Genomic DNA, 19,395 nt, shown 5'->3' on the forward strand with positions numbered 1-19,395 from the left:
CCATTCTCGCCGGTCACATACAGATTCTGTTGCTATGGGGCGGCGTGCCGTACCGTCAGAATGTTCGGACGAGTCTCGCGTCGAGCACGTGGCCGTTGCGCCAAACGGAGTGGATGCTGAGACTCTCGTCGATCCTGCGGGTGGGGTCGCCGTCGACAAGCAGAAAGTCCGCACGCAGCCCCGCTGCGATCCGGCCACGGTCCTTCAGCCCGAAGGCGTCTGCCGGTGCTCCAGTCGCACAGCGCAGACTCTCGGTCGCTGTCAGCCCTGCCTGAGTGAGCAGCTGCATTTCATGGTGCACGCTTGCGCCGTGGGCGACTCCGCCGTGGCTTCGCACAGGGCGGCCAGCATCCGAGCCGGCCAGAATCGGGACACCGGCAGTGTGCAGCTCACGCACATTGCCTAGCACCGTCTCGAAATCGCCGTCCGGGTAGGTGCCGAAGCTTCCCTCTAGCGTCTCGCGCCAGACAGGTGGCAGCTTTCGCACGACACGTGGGTCGGCGGCCAGCTCAGAGCCGTCGGCACCCAGCAAGGATCGGGAGACGACCAGACACGGCGTGATGAAGAGCTCTGACTCTTGGATGGCGTCAATCATGCGAGCATCGATTGGGCGGTCGATGAACAGGTGCGCGAGTCCGTCCACGCCGATCGCGATCGCCTGCATCGTGGCGTCATAGGTGAGGGTGTGGGCGATCACCTTGCGTGCACGTTGGTGTGCTCGTTTCACGCCGGCGCGCAGCGCTTCCGGGTCGATCATCGGCAAACCAGGATGCCCCATTACCGAGCCCTCTTCGATCATGATCTTGATGTAGTCGGCGCCGGCGTCGATCATGGCGTCAACGTGTCGCACGGCATCCTCAGCGGTGGTCACCGATGGCATCCGCCAGGCCGAGCCGTCACTCCACTCCTTCTTCGCATCCTCATCGACGAACTCGTTCGGATGCCCGTCTTCGGCCATCAGCGCCAGCAGCGCGGAGCGAACATCGGCACTCGTGGAGTCCGCGGCCACGTGTGTGCGCTGCGCCTCGGTCCAATACCCCTGCATCTCTATCTCGGTCGTCACACCGAAGCGCAGAGCGAGGCGCAGCGCCTCTGGCGATGTGTGGACATGACTGTCGATGAGGCCGGGCAGCGCGGTCGCGCCTGCGCCGTCGACAATCTCGGCGCCATGCGGAGCGCTCTCGCCAATCGCGCTGATGATGCCGTTTGCGAGAGTGAGGCTTCGCTGGGGAAGCATGGTCTCTCCATCGAAAATGCGGATGTTGTCAATGTGTGTGTACATGGTGCTTCGCTTTCCTTCTGAGGTACGGTTCAGGCTGTGACTCGGGACGATTCAGGCCCGGCTGCGTCAGCGGCGGGGCCTCGTCGTAGCGGGATTTCTGTGATTGCGCATGCGGCCACGACACCCAGTGCGGAGATCGCGGCGGTGATTCCGAAGATCGTGGCAATCCCCTGCGCACTGCCTTCGGTGAGCGCCGCGGGAGCGGCATCGATCGTGTACGAGGTGTAGATCGACCCGAACACCGCGATACCGAGCGATCCGCCGATCGTTCGCAACAGCGTGACCGCGCCCGAGGCCGCTCCCATGTCCTTCTGCTGCACGCTGTTCTGCGCGATCGTTGTCGTCATCTGCTGAGTGAGGCCCGAGCCGATGCCCATCGGGATCATGAAGGCTGCCGTCAGAGCAATTGGCGTGCTGGCCGTCATCGTGGCAAGGAGTACGCCACCGACGGTCAAGGCGATCGAGCCGATTACCGGGAACACCTTGTACCGCCCAGTTCGGGTCATCACACGACCGGCGATCTGCGACACGATCACGACGGGGATCATCATCGGTAGCAGTAGCAGGCCAGAAGAGCTTGCCGAGGCACCCTGCACGGTCTGCTGGAAGATCGGCAGGTACAGCACGCTGGCAAAGACGACGATTCCGCTCGTGAACGCGAGGATGGACGCCATCGTGAAACTGCGCTCTCGAAAGATTGCGAGTGGCAATAGCGGCTCTGCCGCACGTCGCTCCCACCACACGAATGCGACCAAAGCGGCTGTGAACACGACCACGAAAGCGCCCGTCTGCCAGGAGAGCCACTCGAACGTTTCGCCTGCCCACGAGGTGAGGAAGATCAGCGCGCTGACGGCGATTCCCAGCAGGGCGGCGCCGAGCCAGTCGATCTGCGCTTTGCGTTGCACACGCGGTATCCGCAGCGTCCACGCGACCCACGCCATGGTGAGCGCTCCCAGGGGAAGGTTGATCAGGAATGCCGAGCGCCAGCCGAATGCATCGGTGAGGAAACCTCCCACCAGAGGGCCGCCGATCGTGCCCGTTGCCACGATAATCGCCACCATGCCCTGATACTTTCCGCGATCACGAGGCGGCACGAGGTCGCCGATGACAGCGAACGCGCCGACGGCGAGTCCTCCGGCGCCGATGCCCTGAACAGCGCGGGCGAGAATGAGCAGGATCATGCTTGGGGCCAGTGCGGCGAGGATGGAGCCGACGATAAAAGCAGCAACGGAGATCTGGAAGACGCGCTTGCGACCAAACAAATCGCCGAGCTTTCCCCAGATTGGGGTGGTCACCGCTGTCGTTAGCGCATAGGCGGTTACGACCCACGACAGCAGCGAGGCGTCGCCGAGATCGCGAACGATTGAGGGAGCCGCCGTGCCGACGATGAAGTTGTCGAGCATGGACAGCAGCAGCCCGAACATCACGCCCAGGAGCGTCATCCGGACGCGGAGAGGCGTCATCACGACTGGGGAAGGCGAAGAAGTGGTCATGGGGTCTCCAGGGGTACGTTCGATCACGTGAATTACGAACACGTTCGTTACCACGGTATGCGAAAACGAACATGTTCGCAACGAACGTGTTCACACCCTCGCTCGATATGCTTGGGACATGGCATCCGAAGCACCGACCCGTAGTCGCCGTGAGCGTCCATCCAAGCCGGCCCTTTCACGGCAGTGGATCATTCAGGCGACCGTCGACATCGTGCGACGAGAGGGACTGGACAAGGCGACGATGCGCCGTGTGGCGCAGGAGCTCGACACCGGACCCGCGTCACTGTACGTGTACATTGCCAATACTGCGGAGTTGCACGCCGCGGTGCTCGACGAGCTGCTCGGCACGCTTGAGGTCTCAACAGGCGGAGACTGGGCTGCGCGGACGCACCGGCTTCTCGCCGACTATCGCACGCTGTTGTTCTCATATCAGGGGCTCGCGCGGTCGGCCCTGATCATCCGCCCATCCGGGACGAACGCGACTATCCTCTACGACAACCTCTTAGGCCTGCTGCTCGAGGGCGGGATGGAATCCTCCCGCGCGTCCTGGGCGGTGGATCTTCTGCTTCTCTACGTCATCGCGAACGCGGCGGAGCACGCCTCACCGGAGCGTATCGGCACTGAACTGGCGAAGCGTTCCGACAGTGAGCGCGAACGCATCACCCATTCCATCCTCGATGCTGATCCCGCCGTGACCCCTCATGTCTCGCGCCACGCGGAGCAGATACTCGCGGGAACGCCAGCGCAGCGCTGGGATTGGGCGATCAACGCTCTGTTGGCAGGGTTCGCGGCGACGCCCGTACCGCCCACCTGAAGCCGCACCGTTTACTCAGTGCCCGCACCGCAGGTGCCAGACGAACGAGGAGCGTTATGCAGGGCCGTACTGGATGCCCGCAGCATCGAGGCGCGGCAGGAGGGCGTGCACCCGGGGCACGACGTCGCTGACGGCATCCGTCCACGCTAGATCGGCGACGGCGAGAACGCGCGGGAAGACCAGGGTGTCGATATCAGTTGCCGTTTCGATCGTCTCCGTCCACAGCGGTGCTTCGATTCCGAGGATGACGTTCTCGTCGACTCCGGGAAGGATCGTCGCTGGGTCCCAATCGGGGACAGCGGCGAGGGGCGTTGAACTCCCCGTCCAGTCAAGTCCGATTCTGAAGTTCGCCTCGGGCATGATGTCGAGGTACACGGCATTGGCGGGGGAGAGGACGAGCTGCCCGCCCTGCCGAACGATCGAGCGCGCCTGATCGGCGGATTCGCTTTCGGGCGTGACGTACCCCCAGTACTGGCCGATCGTGCCATCGGCGAGGTCGTCGCATGAACCGACCTCGTGCCAGCCGATCGGCAGCTTTCCGTGAGCCGCCGTAATGCGCGTCACGCGCGCGATGAACCGGCGGTAGTCGTCTGGCTGCGTCGAAAGTGACTCGTCTCCGCCAATGTGTAGATACGGCCCCGGCGTGATGGAGGCGAGGTGGCCGACAACATCGTCGATGAACTCAAAGACTTTCTCTGATCCGGTGTCGACGGTGGAAAATCCCACTTCGGTGCCGTGGTAGGGCGTGGCAGTCACCCCAGACGGAGCCAGCTCCGGGTAGGCGACGAGTGCGGCATTTGTGTGCCCGGGCAGATCGATCTCTGGCACGACGGTGATGAACCGGGATGCCGCGTAATGCACGATCTGCTCATAGTCAGCGGTCGTGAGAAAGCCGCCGTCGCCGCCGCCCACTTGCGAAGCTGCACCAGCGCGTGTGAGCTCTGGCCACCCCGGAATCTCGATACGCCAGCCTTGGTCGTCGCTGAGGTGCAGGTGCAGATGATTGAGCTTGAACGCGGCAATCTGGTCGATCAATCGCATGATCGTGTCGACGCCGAAGAAGTGCCGGGAGATGTCGAGCATCACGCCGCGATAGGCGAATCGTGGTGCATCGACAATCGTGACGGCTGACACCTCCCAATCGATATGCGCCGGTGTGCGGGATTCAAGCTCTGGGGGGAGGAGCTGCCGGAGCGTCTGAATTCCAGCGAAGACGCCGGCGTCGGCCGGTGCATCGATGACGATCGTGCGGCGGTCGACAGTAACGCGGTACGCCTCGGCCGCATGCCCCGCTTCGACTCCGTCGATGTTCGGATTGATCTCAAGCACGATGTCGCCTTCTGATGCCGCGCCCGATGACACAGTGAGCTCGTACCCGGTCGCCGGCTGCAGCACGCTCGCGAGATAGTCACCCAGCTCAGGACGGTCGGTGACGATGCGCGTGCCCTTCGTGATTGTGAATGAACCCTCGCTCTCGACGACGGAACGAGGCGCGGGCAGTAGCACAGATGACGACACGGATATTCTCCAGAGACAGCGGGGATGTTCGTCGAGAGTCTACCGAGATAGTGTGACCGAGTGACCATTCATGCACCCCGCTTTCAGCCTCCGTCTCTGCGCGATTTGCGGGAGTCAGACCTGAGTGATCTGCTGCCCGGCGACCTTCGCGACGGCGAGAGTTTTCATGGCGCATCGCTAGCCGATCGAGACCTCGCCGATCTCACCTTCTCTGAATGCTCGTTCACCGATCTCGCCCTCGGTGGACTCGTGTGCCGTGGTGTTCGGTTTACCGAATGCACGATCGTCTCGGCTGATGGCGCCACGATTTCTGCACCGTCGTCAACACTGCGCGACGTCGAAGTGAGCCACTCACGCGTCGGGTCGTTCGAGGGGCACGACAGCCGTTGGAACAGCGTGCGGTTCACCGGGTGCAAGCTCGGATACATCAACCTTCGCGGCAGCAGAATCGCCGACGTTGTGTTCGAGGACTGCCAGATCGACGAACTCGATCTGGGCGCAGCAACGGCCAAACGGGTGAGCTTTCACGGGTGCCGCGTCGGCACACTCGAGGTGCAGGGGGCCGCGCTCAAAGACGTGGATCTGCGTGGACTCGATCTTGCGCGCATCGTTGGCATCGACGGACTTTCTGGCGCGGTCATCGACGATGGTCAGCTTCTGCAGCTCGCGCCCTTGCTTGCGGCGCAGCTGGGAATCGAGGTGGTGTGACGTGCGCCCCCTCGATGTTGATAATCGCATGGACGTGTCCGCCCGATTTGCCGACTTCGCTCACCGCGAGGCCTACGGAAACTCCGAGCGCTATGACACGTGGTGCCGGGCGATTGCCGCCGACCACGACCTCTGTGCGCGGATCGCAGCACTGCCCTCACATAAGCAGCAGCCCAACCTCGTGCTCGCTGCGACGCGGTATCTCGGGGTTGTCGAAGTGCCGCCGGCGGAGTTTTTGGGGTGGCTTCGGAGTAATTGGGACGACATTTGCCGCGAGGTTCTCGCCCGGTCGACGCAGACGAACGAACCGGGGCGCACGGCGGCGATCCTGCCGCTGCTCGCGCAGATCGAAGGGCCGATCGCTCTCATCGAGGTGGGAGCATCCGCCGGCCTCTGCCTGTATCCCGATCGCTACAGTCACGTGTACGACGATAAGGTGCGCCTCGATCCGGCGGCCGGGCCGTCGACTGTCGTCACCCGCTGCACGACAACGGGAGATGTTCCGATTCCGACAGTGCTTCCTCAGATCGTGTCGCGGTCGGGTGTCGACCTGAACCCGCTCGACGTCGCCGACCTCGATCACATGCGCTGGCTGCATGCGCTCATCTGGCCGGGGCAGATCGAGAGGGATGAGCGATTGGATGCCGCGGCGGCGATCGCCCGCGCAGACCCGCCGATGCTCGTGCGCGGCGACCTCAACGAGCGGATTGAAGGTCTTGTCGATGCTGTGCCCGACGGCGTGACAGCTGTTGTGCAGCACACAGCGGTGCTCGCGTACCTCGACATGGCCGGGCGCGACCGCTTCTTTGGGCAGATGTCGCGCCTGAATGCACGGTGGATCTCGTTCGAGGGGCGTGGCGTGTTTCCGCAGATCGACAGGACGATTCCCGAGCGCACGCAACATCAGGAGAACCGGTTCGTGCTCGCCCTCGACGGGCGGGCACGAGCGTTCGCGACGGCGCACGGGCAGCGGCTTCACTGGTTGTGACGGAATGCACGTGCGCGACCTCTGTGCGAGCGCATCCGCTGTTATGCTGTACCCGTCGCGACTGGCGTATTGACGGACGATTCCGATGAGCTCGCAGCTCGCGGATGACCCGACTCAGATGGGTCACCATTGGGGAGCGACGCTGATCCTCAGCATGGGATTTCCACAACGGGACTTCTCGCAACTGGGGCGGATTCGGCCGCACGCCTGGGCCGATACGGGTTTCACCCATCCGTCTGTCACAAAGGAGCCAGCATGACCGATACGTTCAACGCGCCACTGTCGCAGGTCGACCCCGAGATCGCCGCCGTGCTCGACCACGAGCTGGGCCGCCAGCGCGACTACCTCGAGATGATCGCGAGCGAGAACTTCGTTCCCGTCTCGGTGCTGCAGTCGCAGGGTTCGGTGCTTACCAACAAGTACGCGGAAGGATACCCCGGCCGCCGATACTACGGAGGCTGCGAGTACGTCGACGTTGCCGAGTCGCTCGCAATCGAGCGTGCGAAGAAGCTCTTCGGCGCCGAGTACGCAAACGTACAGCCGCACTCTGGCGCTTCGGCAAATGCGGCAGTGCTCTCGGCGATCGCCACACCGGGCGACACGATTCTTGGGCTCGAGCTCGCTCATGGCGGCCACCTGACGCACGGCATGAAGCTCAACTTCTCGGGCAAGCTCTACAACGCCGTCTCGTATGGCGTCGACCCCGAGACCTGCCTCGTCGACATGAACGTTGTGCGCGACAAGGCACTCGAGCACAAGCCGAAGGTCATCATCGCCGGCTGGTCGGCATACCCGCGCCAGCTCGACTTCGCTGCGTTCCGCGAGATCGCCGACGAGGTGGGAGCCACACTCTGGGTCGATATGGCGCACTTCGCCGGGCTGGTCGCCGCCGGGCTGCACCCGTCACCCGTTCCATACGCCGACGTCGTCTCATCGACTGTGCACAAGACCATCGGCGGCCCGCGCTCGGGGTTCATCGTCTCCCGCGACACAGCCCTGGCCAAGAAGCTCAACTCAAACGTGTTCCCCGGCCAGCAGGGTGGACCGCTCATGCACGTGATCGCGGCGAAGGCGACGGCGTTCCTTCTGGCAGCATCCGAAGATTTCCGTGACCGCCAGGAGCGCACGATCTCTGGCGCGAAGCTGCTCGCCGAGGCGCTCACCTCCGACGAGTCGCGTGCCGCTGGCGTCAACGTGCTCACCGGAGGAACCGATGTGCACCTCGTGCTCGCCGACCTGCGCGAAAGTGAACTGTCGGGTCAGGATGCCGAGAACCGCCTGCACGAGGTGGGTATCACAGTGAACAAGAACTCTGTACCGTTCGATCCCCGCCCGCCGATGGTGACGAGCGGAATGCGCATCGGCACGCCCGCGCTCGCTACACGTGGGTTCGGCGATGCCGAGTTCGCCGAGGTGGCCGACATCATTGCACTCGCCGTACGGCCGGATGCTGACATCGCCGGACTGCGCTCGCGGGTATCGTCACTCACCCAGGCGTTCCCCCTGTACCCGGGCCTGCAGCAGTAGGGCCGCGGACGATGACCGCGAAGACTCTCGACGGCAAGGAAGCATCCGCCGACATCAAAGCAGAGCTCACCGAGCGTGTTGCTGCGCTCGCAGCCAAGGGCGTCGTTCCTGGCATTGCGACAGTGCTCGTCGGTGCCGACCCCGCGTCGCAGCTGTATGTGGGCATGAAGCACAGGCAGTCAACGGCGATCGGCATGAACTCGATCCAGCGCGAGCTGCCGGCCGACGCCACGCAGGAGCAGGTCGAGGCACTAGTCGACGAGCTCAACGCCGACCCCGACTGCCACGGGTATATCGTGCAGCTTCCATTGCCAAAGCACATCGACACCGACCGCATCCTTGAGCGGATCGACCCGGCCAAGGATGCTGACGGGCTACACCCTACAAATCTCGGACGGCTCGTGCTCAACGTCAACGGTCCGATCGACACACCTCTGCCGTGCACGCCGCGCGGCGTCATCGAACTGCTGTTGCGCAACGACTACGACCTGAAGGGCAAGCACGTTGTCGTCGTGGGTCGTGGTGTGACGATCGGGCGCTCGATCGGGCTGCTGCTGACGCGGCGCGAGCTCAACGCGACGGTCACGCTCACGCACACGGGCACCGTCGACCTGCCGCACTACTTGCGGCAGGCAGACGTGATCGTTGCCGCGGCGGGCGTGAAGCACTTGGTCAGGCCCGAGGTCGTCAAGCCGGGAGCTGCTGTGCTCGACGTGGGCGTCACGCGCGAGGAGAGCGCCGACGGCGGCAAGGCGAAGGTCTTCGGCGACGTCGCCCCGGGCGTTGCCGATGTGGCGGGCTACGTATCGCCGAACCCTGGCGGTGTTGGTCCGATGACTGTTGCGCTGCTTATGACAAACGTTGTTGAGGCGGCTGAGCGCGCCGCCGGCTGACGTTATTCTGTGGTCGTCTCTGCCAATGTGACACGCCGTAAAACGTCGCCATTGTCGGCGACCGACGCGACAGTCTTCGGCGTGTCACCCTGCCGCGGGTTGCCGCGCAGCATCCGGACATTGCGACGCGCTTGCGGCGTGTCGCACCCCGACACGCCGGGCTGCCACCGCTCGCTCCGAATGGTTGCACGAGGGCCGTCGTCTCTCGGTGTCGTTGTCCGTGGAGCCGTTTCTGCACCACGCCTGACTGCTAGCGTTGCCAAATGGACGATGCACGGTCAGGCTCACCTCCACCGAACGAGTTACGATTCTCGCCTGATCAGTCGATCGCGTTACGCAGCGTCCGCGAATACGGTCAGCATGGCCGCGCTGTCGGCTTCGCCGTCGCTAGCTATGTCATTGTCGACGGCAACATTGTTGCTGTAGCGACACCGCCAGGCTCTGACATGCGCACCCGTTCTGGTGTGGGGAGCGGGCCCGGCCGACGATTGGTGCTCCCCGAGGACTGGGACGGAACGCACGACCGACGCGCCTGGACGGGCCAAACGGTTGTGCGTGTGCATCGCGCTGGTGAGCCGTGGTCTGTATGGCGTTGGCACGACGGCGACACCTGGGTCGGCGAATGGTATGGCAACCTCGAGACGCCGTGGGTGAGAACGACAATGGGCTTCGACACGCAGGACTGGATTCTGGACGTGCTGTGTTCCGGGACTCCGGGAACGCGTTCGTGGGCTGTTCGCTACAAAGACGAAGACGAACTTGAGTGGTCGCTTGCCGTCGGAGCCGTTTCGTCGGAAGAGGTCGAAAGAACTCGAGAAGCTGGTGAGCAGCTCTCGGCGATCGCACGCAATGCGGAGTGGCCGTTCAACGCCGACTGGGACGCCTGGGCCCCGAGCAGTCCACTGCCGGTGGCGACGCTCCCTGCAGGGTGGAAACATCTCGACTGAGGGACGTCATCGAGATGCTGCGTGTGCGGCGAGGCCGCCTGTTGCTCGCTGTTCGTGTGCAGCCATTCGGACTTCTGCCTGTGCGTGCGGCGTGTCGCGCGCGACACGCCGCAGCGACCGCATCAGTTCCGAATATGTCAACGTCCCGTCGAACAATCCGCTGCCCCGATGGCGCACGTTCTTGGCAGATACGCACTGGTCGGTGTGGCGCTGGCCCTGTGACCCGGACGTACGTGGCCTGACGTCGGAGTTTCAGACGCCCACGAGAAGTGAGTTGCAGGAAGTGGCTATTGTGAGATGCTTCGAGGACAGCGACTTTCGGGAGTGCACTTCTCTATGGCTATGTGATCGGGCTGATGTTGGAACGCCGAGTGGACCTGGATCTCGTTCAGGCATTCGGACGTTTCGTGACATCCTCGGCATGGCGGGCTCGACACACCGAGGGCGTGCACGAAACTTCCGAATCTGTGCACGCCCTCGATGGTAAGGCAACGAAATCAGCCGGTGTTCTGCAGCCCGGCCGCGACGCCGTTCACCGAGAGCAGCAGAAGATTGCGTGCCTGGTCGATCGTCGTCTCGGTCTCCTGCGTCGCCGTGCCGCGCAGCGTGCGCAGGGCGCGCAGCTGCAGCAGCGACAGAGCATCGACATAGGGGCTGCGTAGGCGCACTGCACGCTGCAGCACCGCGCGGTTCTCGAGCAGTTCTGTGGTTCCCGTCGCGATGAGCGCCCACTTGCGGGTGAGCTCCATCTCGTCGAGCACGAGAGCCGAGAGATCGCCGCGGTCGCCGAGCTGCAGGTACCGAGTGGCGATGCGCTCGTCGGTCTTTGCGAGCGACATCTGCACGTTGTCGATCATCGTTGTGAACAGCGGCCATTCGCGGTAGGCCTGCTGCAATTCGTCGCTGTCTCCCACGGCCTTGAGTGCGGTGCCGAGCCCGAACCAGCCGGCGAGGTTGATGCGCGCCTGCGACCAGGAGAACACCCACGGGATCGCCCGCAGGTCTTCAAGGGACTCGACGGAGAGACCGCGGCGCGCGGGGCGCGAGCCCAGAGGAAGAAGGCCGACTTCTTCCTGTGGAGTGACCTCCGCGAACCACGGTGCGAAGCCGTCCGCATGAATGAGTTCATAGAAGCGCTCTCTGCTCGCGGCATCCATCACCTGGGCGATGTCGGCGAACGCCGTAGCCGCTGTGGCATTGAGCTCGCCGTTCGACGGGCTTGACGCCAGTAGAGTCGCCGACGCAATCTGCTCGAGGTGGCGAAGCGCGATGATCGGGTTGCCGTACTGGGCAAAAATGACCTCGCCCTGCTCGGTGAGCTTGAACCGCCCATCGACGGAGCCGGGAGGCTGCGAGAGAACTGCCTCGTTCGCCGGTCCGCCGCCTCGGCCCATGGCTCCGCCACGACCGTGAAAGAGGGTGAGGCGGATGCTGTTGCGTTCGGCCCAGCGCGCAATGGCATCCTGCGCCTCATAGAGCGTGAGCGTTGCCGAGACCGGGCCGACGTCCTTTGACGAGTCGGAGTACCCGAGCATCACTTCTAGGTGACGATCAGTGGCTTCGAGCCGCTGCTTCACCTCGGGCAGCTCGATCATCTTCTCGAGAATCTCCGGGGCATTTCGGAGGTCGTTGAACGTCTCGAACAGCGGAATCACATCGAGCACGGGAGTCTCGCCGTCCCCGAATGCGTAACGCGCGAGGCGATGAACGTTGGCGATGTCGTCGACGCTCTGCGTAAACGAGATGATGTACCGCCGTGCAGCATCCACCCCATAGCGCGTCTGCAGCGCGCCGATCGTGCGAAACACATCGAGCACTTCGTCGGTCATTTCGCTCGGCTGGGCACCGCGGTCGAGTTCGTCGAGCGCCTGGCGGTGCACCTTCGAGTGCTGACGCACCTCAAGCTCGGCCAAGTGGAAGCCGAAGGTCTCGACCTGCCAAATGAGGCCCTGAACTTCGCCGTAGGCGCTGCGTTTGTCGCCCGCGGCCACGAGAGAGCTCTGAACCGTGCGCAGGTCGGAGAGAAGCTCGTCTGGATGCGGGTAGGCGAGGTCGGCGTTGCGTCCACGCGTTGCGGCAATGCGCTCCGCGATCATCAGCATGACGCGGCGGTGCGGCTCGTTGGGTGAACGCGTGGCGATCTCGCTTGTGAGCTCGTCTGCGAGCGAACGCTGACGCTGCCAGAGTGAAAGCAGCTCAGCGCTCGCCGCGGTGTCGCCCGCGTCGAGCGTGAGCATGCGGCCAACGCGAGCGGCGGCACGCTCGAGCCCGAGCAGCACATGCTCCGACTGTATTGCCGCGGCCTGACGGGTGATCTTTGCCGTCACGTTGGGGTTGCCGTCGCGGTCGGCACCGATCCACGAGCCGAAGCGAACGAACGCGTGCGAGCGCGGTGGGAGCGTGCCTGCTGCCTTGCCCACGAGCCGGTCGTCGATGAGGCGGTAGATGCGCGGCATCGCCTCGAACAGTGTCTGGTCGAAGATGTTCATTGCCGTGCGCACCTCGTCGAGCGGCGTCGGCCGTGTCGAGCGCAGCGGTGCCGTGCGAAAGAGCACGTTCACCTCGGCGAGCAGCTCGCGCTTGTTCTCCGCCTGAACGTTCTCGCCCAATCGCGGGTCGTCGTTCTCGGCGACGAGTTCGCTGATGCGGCGTATCGACGAGGCGACAGCGCGGCGGCGCGCCTCAGTGGGGTGAGCGGTGAGCACCGGACGAAACTCGAGGCTATCGAGCATCCTCTGCGCACCTTCGTCGCCGAGCTCGCGCACGAGTGCGTCCATCGTCGAGGTGAAGGATGCTCCGACATCGTCGCTCGGTTCTGGATTGCGGCCCTGCAGCACGCGCACGCGATGCCGCTCCTCCGCAAGATTCACCAGGTGGAAGTAACACGTGAACGCGCGAGCAACCTCTTCTGCACGCTCGGAAGAGAACGATTCGACGAGGGCTTCGGCGTCTTCGAACGCCTTCACGTCTTCATTCTCGTAGGCATCGATCGTCAGACCGCGCAGCTTTTCGACGTCGTCGAGCAGGTCTGTGCCGCCGGTCTCGATCAGCACACGGCCGAGCAGTTCGCCGAGCAGACTCACGTCGGAACGGAGGGCGTCGGGAATCTCCATGTGGCGGGGAGCCTGGATGATCGAGATTGCTGATGTGGGGGGATAAGAATCAGTCATCGTCTACCGAGGCTAGCGAGAGTTCGGGATATCTCGTAATTGAGGTGCGGTGTGTGACGACGCCACGCAGCGTTAAATGCCTCGATGAGGCTGGCGAAGGTCAGAGTGCGCGACCGGCGCCGTCAGCAGGGTGCACAGTGAAGCACTCGGGTTCACGGAAGCCGGCATCGGCGAATGCGTGCGTGACAGCATCCGTCGTCTGGCCGACGCGATCACTCGAGATCAAAGCGACGGCAGCTCCACCGAAACCACCACCGGTCATGCGTGCGCCGACTGCGCCGTTCGCCTGCGCGGTCTCGACGGCGAGGTCGAGCTCGGGCACCGAGATCTCGAAGTCATCGCGCATCGAGAGGTGCGAGGCATTCACGAGGGCGCCAATCGCACCGGGTCCGTCGGTGCGCAGCGTTCGCACGGTGTCGAGAACACGTTGATTCTCGGTGATGATGTGGCGCACGCGGCGGAACGTCTCGTCGTCGAGCTCTCGTTCGGCGCGCGGGAGGTCGTCGCTGTCGATGTCGCGCAGACTTGCGACGCCCATCAGCCTCGCTCCCTTCTCACACGACGCCCGGCGAGCCGCATACCCTCCTGTTGCATGGGCATGGTCGACCCGCGTGTTCATGACGAGGATCTCGAGACCAGATTGCTCCAGCCCCAGGTCGATCACCTCGGAGTCGAGCGATCGGCAGTCGAGAAACACCGCGGCGTCGCGGCGCCCAAACAGCGAGGCGCTTTCGTCCATAATGCCGGTGGGCGCGCCAACTGCCTTGTTCTCGGCGAGCTGGCCGACCCGGGCGAGCGTCTGTGCATCGAAGCCGAGCTGCCATTCGTCGTTCAACGCGACGGCAATGGCGCACATGAGCGCGGCAGACGACGAAAGCCCCGCTCCGGTGGGCACGTCAGAGGCGACGTGAGCGTCGAATCCCGGTGCGGAAGCGAGATCGGCGCCGAAGTGCCGAAGTGCCCAGACGACTCCGAAGGGATACGCCGACCAGCCGCTCAGCGTGCCAGCGGCGAGCTGCGGGTCGTCGAGGTCGTCGAGCGACACCGTTGCGACGGCATCCGCGAAGTCGCTCGACACCCGCACCGTGCGGTCGTCGCGTGCGGCGACGGCGACCGCTGTGGTTCTGTCGATGGCGAAGGGCAGCACGAAACCGTCGTTGTAGTCGGTGTGCTCGCCAATCAGATTCACCCGGCCTGGGCCCTGCCACACGCCGTCGGGGGCGCGGTTGTAGCGGGCGGCGAAGGAGTCGGCTGTGGAACGCGGTGAGGTGGTCATCGGGACTCCTTGACAGAAGAGGGCACGGATGCCGCGGGCTCGACGGGATGCGCCAGGTCGGCGCGCGCGATCGCATCGCGCAGATTCTGTGCGGACTTCTCCGGCGGAATGTCGCCGATCCAGGCTCCCATCGCAGCCTCTGAGCCGGCAAGATACTTGAGTTTGTCTGCGGCACGACGCGGCGACGTGAGCTGCAGCATGAGCCTCACATCGTCGCGGGCCACGTTCGCGGGGGCCTGGTGCCATGCGGCGATGTACGGAGTGGCGGTGTCGTAGAGTGCGTCGACACCGCGCAGCAGGCGCAGGTAGAGACCGGCAAGCTCGTCGCGTTCGGCCGCAGACGTCTCGGCGAAGTCGGCGACGTGACGGTGCGGCAGCATGTGCACTTCGACCGGCCACCGGGCGGCAAACGGAACGAATGCGCTCCAATGATCGCCGCGCAGCAGCATCCGTTCGCCCGCTTGCTCGCTCGAGAGAATGTCGGCGAACAGCGTGGGACCGTACGAGTCGATGGAGTCGAGCAGGCTCTGGGTGCGTGGGGTGATGTACGGGTAGGAGTAGATCTGGCCGTGAGGATGCTGCAAGGTCACGCCGATCTCCACGCCGCGGTTTTCGAACGGGAAAACCTGGCGCACGTTCGGCAGAGCGCTGAGCGCGCGCGTGCGCTCGGCCCAGGCCTCGATGACCGTGCGTGCCCGGGTGCGGGTGAGCGAGCCGAAGGAGCCCTCGCGTTCGGGGGAGAAGCACACGACCTCGCACCGACCGACCGATGTGCGCGTGCGCTCGATTCCGATGCGCGTGAGGTCGTAGAGTCCCCGCGGCTCGTCGGCATCGTGCACATGCGGCCCAAACGACGGCGATTTGTTCTCGAAGACGGCGACGTCGTAGTCGTTGGGTACCTCAGATGGATTCGTCGGGCTCTGCGGAGCGAGGGGATCGAGTTCGGCTGGGGGGAGAAAAGCACGATTCTGGCGCGCGGCGGCGATCGATACCCATTCACCTGTCAGTGGGTCTTGCCGCATCGACGCTGTTGCCGGGCGGGGCTCGGGGGTCCGAGAATCGGCGCGTCGCCCGGCGGGCAGTGTCGAATCGGGGTCGTCGAAGTAGATGATGTCGCGTCCGTCAGCGAGCTTGTGCGCCTGGCTGGTGATTCCGCCGGTGAGCTCTGCGATGTGGGGAGTATGGGGCATGAGAATTTCCGAGTCTGCGTCTGTCGCGGCAAAGTCCCGCGCATCCACGAATCTAGCTCTTGCGTATTGATAAGTAAAGATAAGTAAACGAAACTACATACATGACGGATGCCGATTCCCTCCCCGCTGAGCTTCGCCGTGACCGCATCCGGGCTCGGCTTGACAAGCGCGGCTACGTTCGCGTCGCCGACATCGCCCGGGATTTTGCTGTCTCGAGCGTCACGGCACGCACCGATCTCGACGCGCTTGTCGAGGTGGGGGTCGCGCGGCGCGTACACGGAGGAGCGGTTGCTGCAAGCGCGGCGCCTGAAGTGTCCGTCGAGCAGTCAGTGCAGACGGGCGTTGAGTCAAAGCGCGCGATCGCTCGACGGGCCGCGGGGCTTATTGATGCGGGGCAGAGCGTTTTTCTTGACGTCGGGTCGACTGCGCTGGCCGTCGCCGAGGCATTGGTCGAGCGCACGGAGCTGCACGACGTTGTCGTCGTGACCAATGGGCTGTCAACAGCGCTGACTCTCGAGTCCGCTGTTCCGCGGCTCTCTGTCTATGTGACGGGTGGCGCGCTTCGACCGCTGCAGCACTCGCTCGTTAACCCCATGGGTCAGCAGCTCATCGAAAGCGTGCACGCTGACGTCGCGATCCTCGGTTGCAACGGTGTCGATGTGGTGGCGGGCGTCACAAACGTGAATCTGCCGGAGGCCGAGATCAAGCGCGCGATGGTGGCAGCATCCGATCGCGTGGTGATCACGGCGGATGCGTCGAAGCTGGCACGCGTCACCGTGGGGCACGTGGCAGAGCTGTCGCAGGTCGACACGATAGTGACGGATGCTGCAGCTGACGCCGCGACTGTCGAGGAGCTGCGATCCGCTGGCGCGGCCGTACTGCTCGCGTAGCTTTCGCCCGCCACGCGTATGCGGCAATTTCTCGGTGCCGCACCCTGGTGAGAGACACCTGATGCGACCAATTTTTAACATTTAGTTGACATTTAGGCGAGTGTTCCCCACCCCAATGGCAGCTCTCTCCACAATTGATTGACGCAAATGGAGATGTGTCAACCATGTGTCGAGTAATTCAACATGAGGTTGACTTAACTTCAACACGTATTCATACTCGTCCTAATCCCTTCGCGCGTTCTTCCGCAGGGGCCACTTACGACGAGGTAGTGACATGGACGAATTCCTTCACACGTTTTTCGACGTGGACTCAATCCTGACAATCCTTCCGATCTTGCTGACCGAGGGGCTCACTAATACGCTCATCATCTCGGTGTCGGCGGTGATCGCCGGGCTCATTCTGGGCCTTGTGCTCGCGATGATGTTGATGTCGAGACTGTGGGTTCTCAAAGTCGCAGCACGAATCTACGTTGATGTGTTTCGCGGGCTTCCTGCGATCCTCACCATCAGTCTCGTTGGCCTTGGATTCCCGGCGGCTGGCATTCGCCCCTTCGGAACGTCACCGTTTGGCTACGCGATCTTGGCTGTGGGTCTCATTTCAGCGGCATACACCGCTGAGATCTTGCGGTCAGGCATTCAATCAATCGACAAGGGGCAGCTGCAGGCCGGTCGGTCGCTCGGTATGACCTACTTTCACGCGATGCGAAAGATCGTTGTTCCTCAGGGCGTGCGCAATGTGCTTCCGGCACTGACGAATCGGTTCATCATCGACATCAAAGAGAGCTCACTTGTCTACCTTCTGGGACTTTCCGTTGGGCAGCGTGAACTGTACTTCATCGCCTATCAGCAGCAGGCCGTCACCTACAATTCGTCGGCCCTTGTCGCGGCGGGAATCTGCTACCTCATGATGACGGTGCCGCTCACCTACATCGTCAATGCCTGGGACCGCCGACTGCGAAGCGGTCGAACGCGTCGCCGGGCCAACTCTGTTCCGAACGAATCAGCGATGGAGGTCGCCAAATGAGCGCAACGCTGCAGCCCACGAGTAATGAAACCGAGGCTGGCTACGCCGGCGTGCGGTTGCGGGACGTTCGAAAGTCATTCGGGCATACCGAGGTGCTCAAAGGCGTCGATCTTGACGTCGCGCCTCAAGAGGTCGTGTGCATCATCGGCCCGTCTGGGTCAGGCAAATCGACCCTTCTGAAGTGCATCAATCTTCTCGAGCGACCGAGTGCAGGGTCCATCTGGGTTGAAGGAGTTGAGCTGACCGACCCGTCGTCGGACGTGAATGCGGTACGAGCCACCGTCGGCATGGTGTTTCAGCATTTCAACCTCTTTCCACACATCACGATTCTCGAGAACGTCACGATGGCTCTTCGAGTCGTCAAACGGATTTCGGCGAAGGAGGCAGAGAAGATTGCGATGCGTCAGCTCACCCGACTCGGCGTCGACAGCTTGAGTCATATGCGGCCTGCGGATTGTTCTGGCGGACAGCAGCAACGCGTGGCGATCACGCGTGCCCTTGCCATGGAACCGAGAGTCATGCTCTTTGACGAAGCAACGTCGGCATTAGACCCGGAACTCGTCAAAGGGGTGCTTGACGAGATGAAATCCCTCGCGCTCGACGGAATGACGATGGTCGTCGTCACTCATGAGATGGCATTCGCCCGCGAGGTCGCCGATCGGGTTGTGTTCATGGATGACGGGCGCATCGTCGAGATCGGGCCGGCGAAGGAGCTGCTCGCGAATCCTCAGACCGACAGGCTCAGAGACTTTCTCTCGCAAGTTCTCTGAGGGATTCGGAACACCTCTTCACAAACATCACAAGGAAGGCACGAAAGATGATGCACGTACGAAGGATAGCGAGCACGCTTGCGCTCGCAGGGGCGATGGCGCTCGTCGTTACTGGATGCTCCGCAGCGAATTCCTCGGGAACAGGCGATGGCGATGACAACCCGTACGGGCTCATGACGCCTGGAGTGATTCTGTCTGCGACATCAGGAGATCAGCCGTATTTCACGACAGTCGAGAATGGAGGGGAGCCCGAAGGGTTTCTCATCGACCTCAACGCAGAGATCACGAAACGCCTCGGACTGACGATCGAATATAAGCAAACTCCGACGGCCGGGGAGATTCCCGGACTGACATCGGGTCAATTCGATATGGTGACCGGCGGGTTCGGTGTTACAGATAAACGAGAAGAAGCCGTGAACTTCTCGACGGCCATCTATTGGGACACGATTGCGCTGCTCGCGCCCAAAGACACGACAATGAGCGCGTTTGAGGATATGAAAGGGAAGCGAATCGGAGTGGTCACCGGATCAATCCAGGTGGAGTTTCTCAAGAACAACCACCCTGACGCCATTCCTGTTTTGTTTCAAGGGACGAATGCCGCGGTGTCTGCTTTGAACTCGGGCAGTGTCGACGGCTTTGTGTGGAGCGGCGTCAGCATGAAGCCGTACATCGACCAGTATGACTCACTTGATATTGCGTACTCAGAACCGGTTGACCACGCGACCTCCGTCATGTTTCAGAAGAGCAATCACGCGTTGACCAACGCATACAACGAGCAGCTCGAGACGATGGCAAAGGACGGGTCGTTTAAGGAGCTCTATGACAAGTACTTCGGCGACCTTCCGGTGCCTGAGCCGATGACAGAGATCTACCCCAACCTGGCTGACTGAACTGAGTGATCCCGT

Annotated in this window: 16 protein-coding genes and 1 riboswitch; of the genes, 10 read left to right on the forward strand and 6 right to left on the reverse strand. The window is 63.1% G+C overall.

Features of this window, described 5'->3' with window-relative positions; genetic code table 11:
- Window positions 1–55 precede the first annotated feature (55 nt).
- Both HCR76_RS04180 and HCR76_RS04185 read right to left on the reverse strand, forming a co-directional pair.
- Window positions 56–1,282, reverse strand: coding sequence for an amidohydrolase family protein (locus HCR76_RS04180; RefSeq protein ID WP_166988490.1), 1,227 nt, complete (start codon window positions 1,280–1,282; stop codon window positions 56–58).
- A 29-nt stretch (window positions 1,283–1,311) separates the two neighbouring features.
- On the reverse strand, window positions 1,312–2,775 hold the full coding sequence (locus tag HCR76_RS04185) for an MDR family MFS transporter (RefSeq protein ID WP_166988492.1): 1,464 nt from the start codon (window positions 2,773–2,775) through the stop codon (window positions 1,312–1,314).
- Between the two features lie 118 nt (window positions 2,776–2,893).
- On the opposite strand from HCR76_RS04185, the gene HCR76_RS04190 reads away from it, so the two are divergent.
- Complete coding sequence (locus HCR76_RS04190) at window positions 2,894–3,589, forward strand: TetR/AcrR family transcriptional regulator (protein ID WP_166988494.1); 696 nt, start codon at window positions 2,894–2,896, stop codon at window positions 3,587–3,589.
- A gap of 54 nt (window positions 3,590–3,643) precedes the next feature.
- Here HCR76_RS04190 and HCR76_RS04195 read toward each other — a convergent pair whose 3' ends face one another.
- A complete protein-coding gene (locus tag HCR76_RS04195; RefSeq protein WP_166988496.1) occupies window positions 3,644–5,107 on the reverse strand; it encodes a beta-N-acetylhexosaminidase in 1,464 nt (487 codons plus the stop codon).
- A gap of 60 nt (window positions 5,108–5,167) precedes the next feature.
- On the opposite strand from HCR76_RS04195, the gene HCR76_RS04200 reads away from it, so the two are divergent.
- The 5 genes from HCR76_RS04200 (at window position 5,168) to HCR76_RS04220 (ending at window position 10,170) form a co-directional block, all read left to right on the forward strand.
- Window positions 5,168–5,815, forward strand: coding sequence for a pentapeptide repeat-containing protein (locus HCR76_RS04200; protein WP_166988498.1), 648 nt, complete (start codon window positions 5,168–5,170; stop codon window positions 5,813–5,815).
- Between the two features lies 1 nt (window position 5,816).
- Window positions 5,817–6,803, forward strand: a complete 987-nt coding sequence (locus HCR76_RS04205; protein WP_206761169.1) for a DUF2332 domain-containing protein — start codon at window positions 5,817–5,819, stop codon at window positions 6,801–6,803.
- 47 nt (window positions 6,804–6,850) lie between these two features.
- A riboswitch (ZMP/ZTP riboswitch) is annotated at window positions 6,851–7,023 on the forward strand.
- A gap of 35 nt (window positions 7,024–7,058) precedes the next feature.
- Window positions 7,059–8,330, forward strand: coding sequence for a serine hydroxymethyltransferase (gene glyA / locus HCR76_RS04210; RefSeq protein ID WP_166988500.1), 1,272 nt, complete (start codon window positions 7,059–7,061; stop codon window positions 8,328–8,330).
- 11 nt (window positions 8,331–8,341) lie between these two features.
- Entirely contained in the window at window positions 8,342–9,223 is an 882-nt protein-coding gene (locus HCR76_RS04215; RefSeq protein ID WP_166988502.1) for a bifunctional methylenetetrahydrofolate dehydrogenase/methenyltetrahydrofolate cyclohydrolase, read from the forward strand.
- Window positions 9,224–9,486: 263 nt separating this feature from the next.
- Complete coding sequence (locus tag HCR76_RS04220) at window positions 9,487–10,170, forward strand: ribonuclease FAU-1 family protein (RefSeq protein ID WP_166988504.1); 684 nt, start codon at window positions 9,487–9,489, stop codon at window positions 10,168–10,170.
- Window positions 10,171–10,667: 497 nt separating this feature from the next.
- Here HCR76_RS04220 and HCR76_RS04225 read toward each other — a convergent pair whose 3' ends face one another.
- The 3 genes from HCR76_RS04225 to galT all read right to left on the reverse strand — a co-directional run bounded on the left by HCR76_RS04225 (window position 10,668) and on the right by galT (window position 15,806).
- Entirely contained in the window at window positions 10,668–13,340 is a 2,673-nt protein-coding gene (locus HCR76_RS04225) for a phosphoenolpyruvate carboxylase (RefSeq protein WP_166988506.1), read from the reverse strand.
- Window positions 13,341–13,440: 100 nt separating this feature from the next.
- Complete coding sequence (gene galK / locus HCR76_RS04230) at window positions 13,441–14,616, reverse strand: galactokinase (RefSeq protein ID WP_166988508.1); 1,176 nt, start codon at window positions 14,614–14,616, stop codon at window positions 13,441–13,443.
- Window positions 14,613–15,806, reverse strand: coding sequence for a galactose-1-phosphate uridylyltransferase (galT, locus tag HCR76_RS04235; RefSeq protein ID WP_166990237.1), 1,194 nt, complete (start codon window positions 15,804–15,806; stop codon window positions 14,613–14,615). Before galT ends, galK begins: the two co-directional genes overlap by 4 nt.
- Window positions 15,807–15,907: 101 nt before the next feature.
- On the opposite strand from galT, the gene HCR76_RS04240 reads away from it, so the two are divergent.
- The 4 genes from HCR76_RS04240 to HCR76_RS04255 all read left to right on the forward strand — a co-directional run bounded on the left by HCR76_RS04240 (window position 15,908) and on the right by HCR76_RS04255 (window position 19,380).
- Complete coding sequence (locus HCR76_RS04240; RefSeq protein ID WP_166988510.1) at window positions 15,908–16,696, forward strand: DeoR/GlpR family DNA-binding transcription regulator; 789 nt, start codon at window positions 15,908–15,910, stop codon at window positions 16,694–16,696.
- Window positions 16,697–16,970: 274 nt separating this feature from the next.
- Window positions 16,971–17,720, forward strand: coding sequence for an amino acid ABC transporter permease (locus HCR76_RS04245; RefSeq protein WP_166988512.1), 750 nt, complete (start codon window positions 16,971–16,973; stop codon window positions 17,718–17,720).
- Window positions 17,717–18,490, forward strand: a complete 774-nt coding sequence (locus tag HCR76_RS04250) for an amino acid ABC transporter ATP-binding protein (protein ID WP_166988514.1) — start codon at window positions 17,717–17,719, stop codon at window positions 18,488–18,490. Before HCR76_RS04245 ends, HCR76_RS04250 begins: the two co-directional genes overlap by 4 nt.
- 95 nt (window positions 18,491–18,585) lie before the next feature.
- Entirely contained in the window at window positions 18,586–19,380 is a 795-nt protein-coding gene (locus tag HCR76_RS04255) for a substrate-binding periplasmic protein (protein ID WP_198248139.1), read from the forward strand.
- The last annotated feature ends 15 nt before the right edge of the window (window positions 19,381–19,395 follow it).

This window comes from Paramicrobacterium chengjingii (assembly GCF_011751765.2).
Classification (GTDB): domain Bacteria; phylum Actinomycetota; class Actinomycetes; order Actinomycetales; family Microbacteriaceae; genus Paramicrobacterium; species Paramicrobacterium chengjingii.

Bases quoted from the DNA above. Each gene is read 5' to 3' on its own strand.
- HCR76_RS04180 (WP_166988490.1), bottom strand. From the start codon at position 1,282: ATGTACACACACATTGACAACATCCGCATTTTCGATGGAGAGACCATG.
- HCR76_RS04185 (WP_166988492.1), bottom strand. From the start codon at position 2,775: ATGACCACTTCTTCGCCTTCCCCAGTCGTGATGACGCCTCTCCGCGTC.
- HCR76_RS04190 (WP_166988494.1), top strand. From the start codon at position 2,894: ATGGCATCCGAAGCACCGACCCGTAGTCGCCGTGAGCGTCCATCCAAG.
- glyA (WP_166988500.1), top strand. From the start codon at position 7,059: ATGACCGATACGTTCAACGCGCCACTGTCGCAGGTCGACCCCGAGATC.
- HCR76_RS04215 (WP_166988502.1), top strand. From the start codon at position 8,342: ATGACCGCGAAGACTCTCGACGGCAAGGAAGCATCCGCCGACATCAAA.
- HCR76_RS04220 (WP_166988504.1), top strand. From the start codon at position 9,487: ATGGACGATGCACGGTCAGGCTCACCTCCACCGAACGAGTTACGATTC.
- HCR76_RS04225 (WP_166988506.1), bottom strand. From the start codon at position 13,340: ATGACTGATTCTTATCCCCCCACATCAGCAATCTCGATCATCCAGGCT.
- galK (WP_166988508.1), bottom strand. From the start codon at position 14,616: ATGACCACCTCACCGCGTTCCACAGCCGACTCCTTCGCCGCCCGCTAC.
- galT (WP_166990237.1), bottom strand. From the start codon at position 15,806: ATGCCCCATACTCCCCACATCGCAGAGCTCACCGGCGGAATCACCAGC.
- HCR76_RS04240 (WP_166988510.1), top strand. From the start codon at position 15,908: ATGACGGATGCCGATTCCCTCCCCGCTGAGCTTCGCCGTGACCGCATC.
- HCR76_RS04245 (WP_166988512.1), top strand. From the start codon at position 16,971: ATGGACGAATTCCTTCACACGTTTTTCGACGTGGACTCAATCCTGACA.
- HCR76_RS04250 (WP_166988514.1), top strand. From the start codon at position 17,717: ATGAGCGCAACGCTGCAGCCCACGAGTAATGAAACCGAGGCTGGCTAC.
- HCR76_RS04255 (WP_198248139.1), top strand. From the start codon at position 18,586: ATGGCGCTCGTCGTTACTGGATGCTCCGCAGCGAATTCCTCGGGAACA.